Origin of the sequence: Hymenobacter sp. UYCo722, from assembly GCF_040547115.1 — a bacterium.
Classification (GTDB): domain Bacteria; phylum Bacteroidota; class Bacteroidia; order Cytophagales; family Hymenobacteraceae; genus Hymenobacter.
The window spans coordinates 1,167,306-1,180,337 of record NZ_JBEPPC010000001.1 but is presented as its reverse complement, the minus strand read 5'-3'; the positions used below and the strand labels follow the sequence as shown (position 1 = coordinate 1,180,337).

6 protein-coding genes are annotated in these 13,032 nt (G+C 64.7%); 1 reads left to right on the top strand and 5 read right to left on the bottom strand.

Features of this window, described 5'->3' with window-relative positions; all coding sequences use genetic code 11:
- Positions 1 to 5: 5 nt before the first annotated feature.
- Positions 6 to 1,925, bottom strand: coding sequence for a mechanosensitive ion channel family protein (locus tag ABIB44_RS05180; protein ID WP_354583551.1), 1,920 nt, complete (start codon positions 1,923 to 1,925; stop codon positions 6 to 8).
- 561 nt (positions 1,926 to 2,486) lie between these two features.
- Between ABIB44_RS05180 and ABIB44_RS05175 the strand changes: the two genes are divergently transcribed.
- Positions 2,487 to 4,715, top strand: a complete 2,229-nt coding sequence (locus ABIB44_RS05175; RefSeq protein ID WP_354583550.1) for a PAS domain-containing protein — start codon at positions 2,487 to 2,489, stop codon at positions 4,713 to 4,715.
- Between the two features lie 174 nt (positions 4,716 to 4,889).
- Here ABIB44_RS05175 and ABIB44_RS05170 read toward each other — a convergent pair whose 3' ends face one another.
- The 4 genes from ABIB44_RS05170 to ABIB44_RS05155 form a co-directional block, all read right to left on the bottom strand.
- Complete coding sequence (locus ABIB44_RS05170; RefSeq protein WP_354583549.1) at positions 4,890 to 6,740, bottom strand: CocE/NonD family hydrolase; 1,851 nt, start codon at positions 6,738 to 6,740, stop codon at positions 4,890 to 4,892.
- Between the two features lie 195 nt (positions 6,741 to 6,935).
- A complete protein-coding gene (locus ABIB44_RS05165) occupies positions 6,936 to 10,322 on the bottom strand; it encodes an AsmA-like C-terminal region-containing protein (protein WP_354583548.1) in 3,387 nt (1,128 codons plus the stop codon).
- 115 nt (positions 10,323 to 10,437) lie between these two features.
- Positions 10,438 to 11,166, bottom strand: a complete 729-nt coding sequence (locus ABIB44_RS05160) for a hypothetical protein (protein ID WP_354583547.1) — start codon at positions 11,164 to 11,166, stop codon at positions 10,438 to 10,440.
- A 125-nt stretch (positions 11,167 to 11,291) separates the two neighbouring features.
- The gene (locus tag ABIB44_RS05155; protein ID WP_354583546.1) at positions 11,292 to 12,740 is read right to left on the bottom strand and encodes a sensor histidine kinase; all 1,449 of its coding nucleotides are present in this window, start codon (positions 12,738 to 12,740) and stop codon (positions 11,292 to 11,294) included.
- Between the last annotated feature and the right edge of the window lie 292 nt (positions 12,741 to 13,032).

Genomic DNA, 13,032 nt, shown 5'->3' with positions numbered 1-13,032 from the left:
CATGGTTAGTGGGTGGCTGGGTCGTTGGTGGGCTGGCCGTTGGTGGGCGGCTGCTCCACCCGGAAGCTTGGTATTACGTAGTCGGCGGGCAGGTAGCTGGCCGGGATGGTGACCATGTTGCCGTCGCGGTTGGCGCGGTAGTGGGGCGACATAATCTCTAGGCCCGCCTCGTTGAAATTATCCTGAATGTGCTGGTGAATGCGTGAGTAGATGCCAGCCTGCGCCCCGGCGGCGCGGGTATAGGCGTTGAGCTGGTAGCTCACATAGAAGTCGTCGAGGCTGGTTTGTAGTACGAAGGGGGCCGGGTCGGGCAGCAGCTCCTCCACCTGGGCGGCGGCGGCCAGCAGCAGGGCGTGCACCTGCTTCCAGGGCACGTCGTAGCCAATGGTGACGGTGGTGTGCAGAATCAGGCCCCGCGTGGGGGCGGCCGTGCTGTAGTTGGTGGTGTGCGAGCTCATCACCGAAGAGTTGGGAATGGTGATTTCCTCGTTTTTGATGGTGCGCACCCGCGTCACGAGCAGGCTGCGCTCGATGATGTCGCCGGTGACGTCGCCGATTTTCACCCGGTCGCCCAGCTTGAAGGCCCGCATGTAGGTGAGCACCAGCCCGGCCACGATATTCGAGAGGGAGCCGGCCGAGCCAAACGTGAGCAAAAAGCCCAGAAACACCGAAACCCCCTGGAAAATGGGCGAATCGGACCCCGGCAGGTAGGGAAATATTACCACCAACGCGAAAGCAAACACCAGTACCCGCACAATCTGGTAGGTGGGGTTGGCCCAGTCGGGGTAAAACCCATCAATGGTGAGCGTGCCCTGCCGGACGCCCTCCTTCAGCGAATAGATAAACTTGAGTAAGTAGCGGAACACCATGACGATAACGACGATGGTGAACAGGTTGGGCAAGTAGTTCCAGATGGAATGCAGAATCTTGCGCAGGGGGTTCAGCACGAAGCCCACCAGCATATCGGCAATGCCCTGGGTGCCGGGGAAAATGCTGAACACGATGGGCAGCACCAGGTACACGGTGAGCAAAATCACGGTCCATTGCAGCAGCGTGAGCAGCAGCAGCACAGCGTTGAGCTGCCAGTCGGCGTTGAAAAACTCGTAGGTGCCCATTTTCATGCCGGTAAACCAGGTACCCTTGCGGGCCACCAGCTTGCCCCGCACCCAGCCAAAGAGCTTGTTCACGTACCGGATAACGAAGTAGAACACCAGCAGCACCAGCAGCGTGAGGGCAGCCTGGCGCAGGTAGGTTTTCACGCTGTTGGCCTGCTGGTAGGCCGTAACGGCCCGGATAATCGCGTGCCGGTGCTGGCGAGCCAGCGAGTCCTTGCTCACGTGCTGCCACAGCGCGTCGTTGTCGCTCACGCTTTGCAGCACGCGGTCGGCGTACATCAAGTCCACGGTTTGCTCCGAAGGCACGAGCGAGAGCGAGTCGGGCCGGAAGAACGCCTGTTTCTCCAAATCCAGGATTTTGCTGGCCGTGAGCGCCGCCCGCTCCTGCGGCCGAAATGGCCCGAACCGGGTGTACACGTAGAACAGCGTATCGGCGTGCGCCACCACCGGGTAGCCCTTGGCAAATTGCCTGAGCGAGTCGATGTAGACCCGGGCCCGCACCCGCCGCATCGAATCCACGATGCGCAGCGCCTGCAGCTGGGTGAGCAGCTCGCGCTCACGCGCGCGGTTCGGGACATTCTTCAGCGTCTGCAGCTCCAGCTGAAGCTGGGCCACTTGGGTTGTGTTCTGGCGACGCAGCGAGTCCAGGCGTTTGAGCTGGCCCGTTTCATTGCTCAGGCCCAGGGCCCGGACCGAGTCTTTTGAAACTGTCGCGACGGGCCTGGGGGCTGGCGTTTGCGCGTGCCCGGGGCGCGGTGCGGCCAACAGGCTCAGGCATAACAGCCAGAAAACCAATGAATAAAAGCGCATGTACGATAAGATAAACCAGAAAAACCGGCAGAAACAAGCCCTCCAAGGTAAGCGTTATTCCGTTCGAAACGGAACTGCCAGGTGGCGGGCAAGCCCTTACGAGCCAGAATTTACAACTGCATTTCCCGCCTCCAGAGGCCGTTTAATGCCAATAAATTTTCGCAGTGACTGCTTCCGCATCTGGGTTTGCTGGCACCGCAAGCAGCGGGGGTGAAATCTGAGGCAGAAGCCCCTTCAGCAAGCCCGGCATGGGGGAATCAGGTAGAGACGGTTGCGTTTGCAAGGGTCCTGGCCTAACCTGATGCTCCACCTGACCCCTACTCATTTACTTGAACTGATTTTGCCGATGGCACCACCGCCGGGAGGCGCGGCGCGGGGGTTGGGTTGGCAGCCCCGCGCCGAAAGTTGCCCGCGACAACAGCCAACACCGTAGTTTAGGGGCAGCTTTGCCTTTGCTGGGTAGGTATTCAGAAGGGAGTAACCAGTAGTGAGGCTTGGTGATTTTGACAGTCAGCCTGTTGTGCGGATTTTAGCTACTGATTACTTATAACTCACTACTAAATGTCAGAACCTGCCGCCATCCCGCTCCCTTTCCCGGCCGATATTCTGGAAGCTTTCCCGGCCGAAGACCTGTTGGCCGGCCTTTTTGCAACCGCGCTCAGCGCGCTGTTGCTGTTAAGACCCGTGCACGGGGCCGATGAAACCATCATCGACTTTCGGCTTGAGCTGCTGAGCGAGGCGGCTCAACGCATGATGCAGCTGCCGGCCCGGCCCGGCCGAACCTACCTGGAGGTGGCCCCCGGCACCCAGGCCCTGGGCATTCTCGATTTTTACCGCGCCGTGTATGAGCGCAACGAGCCCGGCCGGCGCGAGTTTAGCTACCAGCTCGATGGCTTCGATGGCTACTACCGCCTGGCCGCCCGCCGGGTTGGCGCGGGCCTGCTGGTGTGCTTCACCGATTCGAACGACGAGCCGCGCACACCCATGGAAGTGGCCCTGCGCGAAAGCCAGGCCCGCGAGCAGGACGCCCGCGCCGCCACCGAACGCGAACGCGCCAACCTGCGGGCAATGCTCGACCAGGCCCCCGTGGCCATGGCCGTGTTTGAGGGCCCCGAACGGCGTATTCTGGTGGCCAACGAGCGCATGGCCGCCCTTTGGGGCCGGCCGCTGGCCGAAGTGCTGCACCGCCCGCTGCTGGAGGCCCTGCCCGAACTGCGCGGCCAGGGCTTCGATACCCTGATTGCGGAGGTAATGGCCTCCGGCGAGGCGTATGCCGGTACTGAGGCTCCGGCCCAGATGTGGCGCGATGGAGCTATGCAAACCACTTACTACAACTTCGTATACCAGCCGCTATTTGATGAGCAGGGCCGGGTGCGGGGCGTGGTCGACGTGGCTACCGAGGTAACCGAGCAGGTGTTGACCCGCCAGCAGATAGAAGCCAAAGAGCGCCAGACCAACATCCTGAACGAAGAGCTGGCTGCCGCCAACGAAAAGCTGCAAGCGGCTAATGAAGAAGTGCGGGCTAACAACGATAGTCTGTTTCATGCCCAGATGGCCGTGCGCGAGCTGAATACTCAGCTGGAGCTGCGCGTGTCGCAGCGCACCCTGGAGCTTACCAACGCCTTGGCCGAAACCGAGCAGCAGCGCGAGCACCTGCGCCAGCAGCAGCAGGCGCTTCGGCATATTCTGGAGCAGGTGCCTGCCGCCGTGGCCACGCTCGAAGGACCGGAGCATCGGTTCGCGTTTTTCAACGCCCGCTACCAGGCTTTGGTGGGTGGGCGCGCGCAGGTGGGCCGCACCGTAGCCGAGGCCCTGCCGGAAGTGGTGAGCCAGGGCTTTATCGAATTGCTCGATGGGACCTTTGCCACCGGCGAGACATTTATGGGGGTCGAAATGCTGACTCTGCTATACGACCCGGCCACCGGCCAGCCCGAGCGGCGCTATCTCGATTTTACCTACCAGCTGCTGCCCGCCGCCCCCAGCCAGCCGCGCAGCCTGCTGGCCTTCGTGGTCGATACCACCACCCAGGTGCTCGGCCGCCAGCAGGTGGCCGATTCCAACGAACACCTGTTGGCCGCCAACGCGGCCCTCGACCTCAGCAACCGCCGCCTCACCCGCACCAACGCCGACCTCGACAACTTCGTGTACGCGGCCAGCCACGACCTCAAGCAGCCCATCAACAACCTGCTGGGCCTGCTCGACGAGCTGCGCCGCACCGTGGCCTTCGCCGACCCCGCCGAGGGCGAGCTGCTGCTGCCCATGATTGACGATTCCCTGCACCAGCTCGGTACCACCGTCGACGACCTGGCGGCCGTGGGCCAGGTGCAGCAGGCTGGCTCCGCGCCCACCGAAACCGTAGACCTGGCCGAGCTGACCCAGGAAGTGCTGCAAGCCCTGCAACCCCAGGTGCTGGCTGCCCGCGCCCGTGTCACCACCGATTTCGCCGCCGCGCCCACCGTTAGCTATTCGCGCGCCAACCTGCGCACCATCCTGCTCAACCTGATTGGCAACTCCCTGAAATACGCCGACCCGGCCCGGCCCGGCCGCATTCACCTATCGCTCTGGAAAGAAGCCGGCGCGCCCCTGCTGCTGGTGGAAGACAACGGCCTGGGCTTTGATGTGCACCGGCATCAGGATGAGCTGTTTCAGCTCTTTCGACGCTTCCACACCCACATTGAGGGAACCGGCGTGGGCCTGTATCTCGTCAACCGCATCGTACAGGGCAACGGCGGCCGGGTCGAGGTGGAAAGCGAAATTGGCCAGGGCACGACGTTTCGGGTGTATTTGTGAGGGTGGGAGGGAGTGAAATAGAATAAAAACCGTCATGCCGAGCGCAGCCGAGGCATCTCGCGTGCCACCACTAATTATTTCCCCATACGATTGATATACTCGTGGCACAGGACCGTCATGCCTTGGCTACGGTCGGCATGACGTTCCTGTGCCAAGCTAACTCACCAACCCACCCTACGGCAGCAGGGCTACCCGCACGGCCGACGGATGCCCGGCGTCGTGGTACACCTTGATGGTGGCTTTCTGAAAATCCTTGGCGTCGGCCGTGGCGATGGGCACGAAGGTTTGGGGATTGCGGTCCACGAGCGGGAACCAGGTGCTTTGCACCTGCACCATCAGCCGGTGGCCGGCGGCGAAGGTGTGGAGCACGTCGGGCAGCTCGTATTTCACTTCGGTGGGCTGGTTGGGCGTAAAGGCCTCGGGCTTCGAGAAGCTATTGCGGAAGCGGCCGCGCATCACCTCGGCGCGCACCAGGCGCTGGGTGCCGTCGGGCTGCTCGTCGATGACCTTGACGATGAAGTCGGCATCGGTGCCGGAGGTGCTCACCCACAGGTCGGCCGTGAGCGGGCCAGCCACGGTGAGGGCCTGGGCCAGCGGCTCGCCCCGGAAGGTGAGTACATCAGCGCGCTTGGCGGCGAAGCGCTGGTCCTCCATCACGTACTCGTTGTTGCGCTCGCCGTGGATGCCGTTGGTGTAGGGCACCGGGTTGGCCGGGTCGCTGATGTATTCGGTGGGTTTGCTAGCGACGGCGGGTGCTTTGAAGTCCAAGCCTTTCCCGGACTGTAAGTACAGCGTGCGCGCCTCCGCTGGCGCGGGCGGCCAGGCCGGGTAGGTTTTCCACTCGTTGGTGCCGGTGTTGAAAACGGTGGCTTCAGCGGCATTAAAGCTGCCTTTGTCTTTCAGGTAGAAGTTGAAAAATGGCGTTTCCAGGTTCTGGCGATAATATTCGGCGGTGTTCGCGCCGAAGCTGAGGGGGCCAAACTTGCTCCAGTCGGCGCGGGCCCAGGCCCCGTGGGTCCAGGGACCCATCACGAGGCGGTTGCTGATGCCGGGGTTCTGCTTCTCGATGGCCTGGTAGGTGTTCAGCGCGCCGTATAAATCCTCGGCATCGAACCAGCCGCCTACTACCAGCACGGCCGGTTTCACGCCGGTAAGGGCTGGGCGAATGTTACAAGCTTGCCAGTAGGCATCGTAGGTTTCGTGCTGCTGATACTCGTTCCAAATGCGCGCCCGGTTGTTGAAGTACTTGGGTCCGTTGGCGTTTTTGATGGGGCCAAGGGCAAGGTAGAATTTATAGGCGTCCTTGGTTTCGAACTTGAACAGGGGCTCATAATTAGCCACCGGCTTGGGCCGGGGCACATCGAAGTAGTTGGTGAACTCGAAGTTGTCGAGCAGGAAAAACGCGCCCTTGTGCCGGGCATCGTCGCCCATAAACTCATCCGTAACCGGGGCCTGGGGCGACACGGCTTTTAGGGCCGGGTGGGCGTTGGGCAGCGCCGCCGAAGCGTAGAAACCGGGGTAGCTAATGCCCATCATGCCCACGCGGCCGTTGTTGTTGGGCAGGTTCTTCAGCAGCCACTCAATGGTGTCGAAGGTGTCGGTGCTTTCGTCGTGGAGTGGTGGACGGTTGCCAATGGCTTTGAATCCCTGTAGGTCTGGCGTCATTTCCTCAAACTGGCCTTCACTCAGATAGCGCCCGCGCACGTCCTGGTACACGAAAATATACTTCTCGTCCGACAGCTCCCGGCTCGGTCCCGGGCCGTTGCCCCGGTAGTGGTTTTCGCCATACGGCCCGGCCGAATACGGCGTGCGCGTCATCAGAATAGGGTAGGCCGTGGCCGGCGCGGCATCGCGCGGCACGTAGATAACGGTGTAGAGCTGCACGCCGTCGCGCATGCTGATGCGGCGGTCGAGCTTCACGTAATTCTGGCGCACGGCGGCCGAATCCTGAGCGCGCGGCTGGGCCTGGGCGGCGGCGGGCAGCACCAGCGCAAGCGCGGCAGCAAGAACGAAGGAGCGGGGCATAGGGTGGGTGAGTGGGTTGATGAATTGACGGCGACAAAGGAACGTCATGCCGAGCGGAGCCGAGGCATCTCGCGAGGGGGCAGTAATCAATACTGCCTTCACGATTAAATTACTGCCGCACGCGAGATGCTTCGGCTGCGCGGACGCCAGATGAGCATGACGTTCTTTTCATTCCCGCTCTACGCTCCCCACTTCTCACCGTACCATTCGTACCGTGGTATCGAGGCGCTGGGTGAGCAGGTAGGCACGGTATTGCGCCAGCAGACGGACCTGGGCTTCGCGCCGCTCGTCGCGCTGAAACAGGCGAACCTGGAATTTCTCGCCGGGCGCGGTGCGGCGCAGGCTCACGTAGGTGAGCTTGTCCTTGCCTTTGGCGTCGGCCTTGGTCATGGGCTCGCCGTTCTGGATGCGCTCGATGCGCTTGTCGTTGTTGCCGAACAGCGCCTTCATCGGCTGCAAACCGATGAAGAGGTTGGTGGCCCCGCTCAGGCCGTAATGGCCGCTCACCTCCAAGTTGCTCAGGTTGCTGTTCAGGCGCAGCTCGGGGATGAGCACCTGGCCTTCGGCCAATACGAACTCCCCCTGCACGGGCTCGAAATACAGGTGGCCGGTGCGCTCGCTCTTGAGGATTTTGAGCGCCTGCACCAGGGCCTCCACGTTCACCAGCTCCAGGTCGCGGATGTCGGTTTTGAGGTAGCCGGCCGTGTTGGCCAGGCTGGGCAGGAAGCTGCGGCCCAAGTCGGTGCGCAGGACGGCCACGCCGCGCAGTGAGCCCAGCACGTTGTCGGCCCCCAGCACGCCCAGGCCCATATCGGCCATCGTGCCAAACAAAGCCGGCAGTTGAATATCCTGTAGGCGCACCTGTAGCTGCGTGGGGTGCCGGGCGCGGTTGGCGGGGCTGCGCATGTAGCCGCTCAGGCTCAAATGGCCCTGTAGGGCATCAACCGAGCAGTTATCGAGCCGGGCCTCGCCGTTGCGCAGGTGCGATACCAGCCGGAACCGGCTACCGCCCAGCGCCCCGTAGTTCACCTGGTCGGCCTCCACGCGCAGCACGGCCGTGAGCACGCCGCTGGCCAGCAGGGAGGGGTTGCCGGGCAGCTGCTGCCGCTCGGCCTTGCGTTCGGCCTTGCGCTCGGCCCGGGCCAGGGTGCGGGCCGTGGGCACCGAGTCGGGCGCGGCCGTGGTGAGGCTGGCAATGAGCCCGAGCAGGCGCTGCACGTCGAGGGTAGCGTAGCGGAGGGTCACGTCGGCATCGGCCTGGCGCAGGCGCAGGCCCCGGAAGCGGGCCGTGCCCGACGCCTCGCCGTGCCCGCCCTCGGGGGTAAGAAAGCGCAGGTAGGGCATGTACACCAGCTCGCCGTATTTTTCGAGCTGCACGCTCACCTGGCGCATGGTTTCGCCCTCGGGCAGGTTCACCAGGTCGATGTTGAGCTTGAGGAAGCCGTTGGCTTCGAGCAGCAGGTCGCGCAGGGCGGGGGCTTTGGCGGAAGTCGCGGAAGTTTTAGCGCTGGCCGAACGACGCGGAAGCGCACTGCCGATTGGCTGATTGGCAGCCAGCAGTGGGCGGTTCAGGCGTTCGAGCAGCTGCTCGTAGGTGAGCTGCGGAAAGTGGACGGCCAGGTGGTACCGCACGGGGGCCACGCGGTTGGCCGAGTCGGTGGGCCATTGCAGCTCGCCGCGCACCTGCCCGCCCCACATGCGGCCCGCCATGTTTTGCAGCTGCACCTGGTGGCCGTCGTGGTGCACGGTCACGGCCAGGTTCGTGAGGGTGTCGCTGGCCAGCAGCAGGCGTTGGCATTGCAGCTGCACATCGAGCAGCATACCCGCCGGAATCAGCTCGCGTGCCAGGGTGGCAGCCAGGCGGCCCTTGTCGCGGGGCGGGCGGGCGCGCCGGCTGCGGTCGCGCGCGCCCCGCCGGGCAGCGGCCCCGGCCCCGGCAAACGGCATGGCTGTGGCAGTCAGGCGCGGGCGGGGCTTCAGCAGCTCGCGCAGCTCGTGCAGGCGCAGCTCATCCACGGCAAACTGCCCGCTGATGCGCACCGTGGGGTGCAGGCCGTTGAGGTAGCCCAGCAGGTTGTGGGTAGTAGCCGCCGCCCGGAAGCGCATGCGATTAAGCACGCCGGAGGCATTGTTCAGTTGCCACACGCTGTCGCGCAGGCCAATCTGCACGTTCACCTCGCTCAGGTCGGCACCCCGGGCGGGCAGCAAAAGAGACGCCTGGTGCAGCGTGAGCGTGCCCCGCAACGACAGCGGCGGGGGCAGCGGGCCCTGAAACGGCCGGCCCCGGCGCGGCGGCAGCTGGCCCCGCACCTGCACGTCTACGTCGGCCGCGCCGCTGCGGGCCCGCCACTGCGCCGAGGGCAGCAGGGCGGCCAGCTCGGGTAGGGTGGCCTGGCCCCGCAAGCGCCCGTCAATCACCGGCCGGCGGAAGTTGCGCAGCTTCAGGGCTACGTCGAGCTGCCCGGCGGCCGAGTAGATGCGGCAGCGCTTCAGGGTGAGAATGGTAGAGCGCGGGTTGTGCTCGGGGCCGTTGTCGTAGGTGCCCAGCAAGTCCCAGCGGTTGATGCGGCGGGCCGGCTCGGGCCATTGCAGGCTGGCCCCGCGCAGCCCGAAGGTGAGCACGTTGTGGGGCACTACTTTGGGTCCGCTCAGGCCCGTAATGGTGTAGTGCACGTGGGCCTTGCTGGGGCTGGTAGTGCCGGCCAGGTAGGTTTCGAAGCGCGGCGGCAGGGCTGCCAGCAGCACTTTCACCAGGGGCTGATTGCCCACGAAGCGCAGGTTCATCAGGGTGCCTTCGGGGTGCCGGGGGTCGAGGGTGTGCGTGCCCCCCACCCGGATGCTGTCGCCATTGAGGGTGGCGCGGGTGCCGTAGAGCAACCCCTGGCGGTCGGCAAACGAGTAGCGGTAGTGCACCCGCGCGCCCACCGGCTCGCGCTCGAACAGGGTGCCGGCCCGGGTGCGCAAGTAGCTCAGCTCGCCCTGTAGCTCGCCGGCCACGCGCAGCACGCCGCCGCGCAGCCGGGCTCGTAGCCGGGCCTGGCGCACCTCCACCCCAAAGGCACTGCGCAGAAAGTCGTTTTTGGTGCTGAAGTGAAAGTTGTTCACCTCCAGCGCGTCGAGCTTTAGGGTGAGGGCGGGCGTTTGGCCCGCGCCCTTGGCGCGCTTGCCGCGCAGCCCCCAGGCCCGGCCCAGCGAGTCGACCCGCTCGCGAAAATCCACGTCCGTTATCACGGCCCGGCTCACCTCTGCCTGCCCGTGCCAGAGGCTCAGCAGCTCCAGGCGCAAATCGGCCCGGCCCACCTCCAGCACCGGCACCCGCTGCCGAAAAGAGGTGTCGGTGAGGGAAATATGCTGAATGGAAGCCGTGAGGTGCGGGAAATCACGCCAGAGCGACATCTCCACCCGGAACGGAGCCAGCACCAGTTCCGAGTTTTTGGTGAGGGCCGAGCGCACCTTACGCGCCACCAGGCGGCGGGCAAAGCCATCGCCGAGCTGCCACACCACCACGCCCGCGCCCAGCACCAGCAGCAAAAGCAGCGCCGCCGCCCAGGCCAGTATTCGTCGCAGGGAAAAACGTTTCATGTGCAGAGCCAGGGTTGCCGGGTTTGCACCGGCCAAGCCGGGGCAGTGCCCAAGGTAGCCCCCATACGCGAAAAAACCTTGGCCCGTCGCACCCGGCCCGGGGCGGCCGCGCCGCTTACTCGGCCTCCTCGCCGGCCGCGTCGGCGTGGGTGGGGGCGGGGTAGGCGTCGGCGTATTTGAAGTCCTCGAGCCAGTAGGCCGAGCTCACTACATCGAAGGTGATGGATTCGGTCGTTTTTTCCACGGCGCGCAGCTCCCAGACAATGGAAGCTGCTTCCGTGAACTTCTCGCCCGCCAAATGGTCCGAAAACAGCCGGTTGAGTAGCGCATTATCGGGCAGGCCCACGGCCAGCAGGCGCAGCAACGGTGCGGCGGCCGTGGCGCGGTCGGCCGCATCGGTGCCAAAAACCTCCAGGTCGGCCGGGCTGGCCGCCGTGCATTTCACCTGAAACTCGACCGCCTTCACGCTCGGAAACGAGCCGTTGAACGCCTCGTAGAGCAGCTGCGTGGCTTGGTAGAAGCCCCGGTGCAGCGGCAGCTCGGGGTTTTCTTCCCACAGGCGCTCGGTCTGTATCTGGTGGGCCAGGTTCTCAATCTGGCCGGCGGTCAGCTCCTCCGGAAAGAGGTAGGTGAGCACGGCCACGGCCGCCTCGCGGGGCTCCAGGTCGGTGAGGGCCATCTGGCACATTTCCTTCAGCTCGGCCTCGGGCAGGGCTTCGGGGCTGTCGAAGTTGAGTTGCCCGAGCAGGGCGCGGTAGTCGGCTGGCTGCCAGGAGCGGGGCAGCTCGGTGAGGGTAGCAAAGCTGAGGCGTTCGACGGTGAAAGTGGGCGTGGGGGTAGTCATAAAGTTGAATTTCGGGGAGGGGAGTGGGCGGCCGGCGGCCACCGCTATGCTCCGTAATACGCGGCTTGGCAGCAAACAACCGGAAAGCTGCTCCGGCATTCGCTTCCCCCCCGACCCATTCCAGCTTACCCGCGCGGCAGCGTAAACAGGAAAGAGCTGCCACAATCGGGCCGGCTTTCCACCCACAGCTGCCCGCCCTGTGCGTCGATGAATTCGCGCGCGATGCTCAGCCCCAGCCCCGAGCTGCCGCCCTGGCCCACCTGCCCCGGCAGGCCCGCGAACCGCTGAAAAATTCGCTTGTGAAACTCCGGTGCGATGCCCGGGCCGCAGTCCTCCACACTCACGCGCACCATTTCGCCCCAGGCCACCGCCCGCACCACCAGCGGGCTGCCCGCCGGCGAGTAGCGAATGGCATTCGAAAGCAGGTTGATGAGCACCCAAGTGGTTTTTTCCACGTCGGCCTGCACCAGGGGCAGGCCATCGGGTAGCTGCAAATCGAGCCGCAGCTGCTTGTCGCGCAGCTGGGGCAGCACCGTGCGAGTGGCGTAGCCCACCACTTCGGGTAGGTGCAGGGGTTTCACGTCGAGCATGATGCCCGCTCCCGCGTCGAGGCGCGACACGTCGATGAGCTGGCCCACCATGCTCAGCAGGCGCTGGGTTTCCTCGCCAATGCCGGCGGCCAGGGTCTGGCGCTCGGCGTCGGAGGTGCGCTCGTGCTGCAAAAGCATCAGGCTGAGCTTGATGCTGGCCAGCGGCGTCTTCAGCTCGTGCGAAATCGTGGCCAGAAAGGCCGACTTCATCTCATCCAGCTTTTTAAACTCCGACACGTTGCGCAGGCAGAAGATGTAGCCGGCCGGGGCCGTGCTCCCCGTCGCGTCGCGCCCCGCAATCGGGCTGATACTGAGCTGGTAGTGCGGACTATTACCCTTGTGCGGAAACGTGAATACCGGGTCGGGCACGGCATCGCCGGCCAGGTTGTGCGCGTCGAGCGGGGCCAGCAGGTCGCGCAGCAGCTCGTTGGTCGCGGCGGCCGCATCGGCCGACTGGCCCAACAGGGCGGCCAGGGGCAGGCCCAGCAGGTCGCAGGCCACGGGGTTGGCCAGCACGATAGTGCGCTGCTCGTCGAGCAGCAGCAGGCCCTCGTCCAGGCTTCTAACCAGGCTGTTCATGCGGTTGCGCTCGGTGAACAGCTCGGCCAGCGTGACGCGGCGCTCGGCCTGGGCCTGGCTCAGCACGCGGTTCACGGCGGTGGCAATGCTGCCCACCTCGTCGCGCCGGCCCACGGCCACGCGGGTGGCGGGGCCGGGGCCGGCCACCCGCTCCACGTCGCCGTGCAGGCGGCGCAGCGGGCGCACCACCATGCGCGGCAGGCGCACCATCAGGGCCACGCCCAGCACAGTGCCGGCCGCCGCAAACCCCAGCACCGTGAGGCGGGCCGTGTCGAAATCGGCCTGCTCGATGCCATGAGCTCCGTTTTCGAGGTAGCGAATTGTGAAAAAGGCGTAGCCGCCCAGGCCCAGCAGCAGCAGCAGCAGCAGCAGCACGCTCAGGCGAATGTTTAGTTTAAGTGACATGGCGAAGGGAAGCCCGGCTACCCAGGCCGGTTGCGGGGCCGAAGTAAGCGCCCGCCGCCGCATTGCGCGGCTGGCGGGTAGCAGGGTCGGTTGCTGAATCGTGCTTATCCGTCGGGCATTACACGCGTGCGCTACTGCCGTCCGGGCTGGCCCCCTGCTTTTCCAAACCGTGGCTGAAGCACTTCAAAACGGAAATAAAATTAACTAAAAGTGGGTTTTTTGTTGTCGTAAAAAGCAATTAATACCAAAAAAGCGGCTGTCGGGCTGGCTGCTTTAGTCACTTCTATTTACT

Bases quoted from the DNA above. Each gene is read 5' to 3' on its own strand.
- ABIB44_RS05180 (WP_354583551.1), bottom strand. From the start codon at position 1,925: ATGCGCTTTTATTCATTGGTTTTCTGGCTGTTATGCCTGAGCCTGTTG.
- ABIB44_RS05175 (WP_354583550.1), top strand. From the start codon at position 2,487: ATGTCAGAACCTGCCGCCATCCCGCTCCCTTTCCCGGCCGATATTCTG.
- ABIB44_RS05170 (WP_354583549.1), bottom strand. From the start codon at position 6,740: ATGCCCCGCTCCTTCGTTCTTGCTGCCGCGCTTGCGCTGGTGCTGCCC.
- ABIB44_RS05165 (WP_354583548.1), bottom strand. From the start codon at position 10,322: ATGAAACGTTTTTCCCTGCGACGAATACTGGCCTGGGCGGCGGCGCTG.
- ABIB44_RS05160 (WP_354583547.1), bottom strand. From the start codon at position 11,166: ATGACTACCCCCACGCCCACTTTCACCGTCGAACGCCTCAGCTTTGCT.
- ABIB44_RS05155 (WP_354583546.1), bottom strand. From the start codon at position 12,740: ATGTCACTTAAACTAAACATTCGCCTGAGCGTGCTGCTGCTGCTGCTG.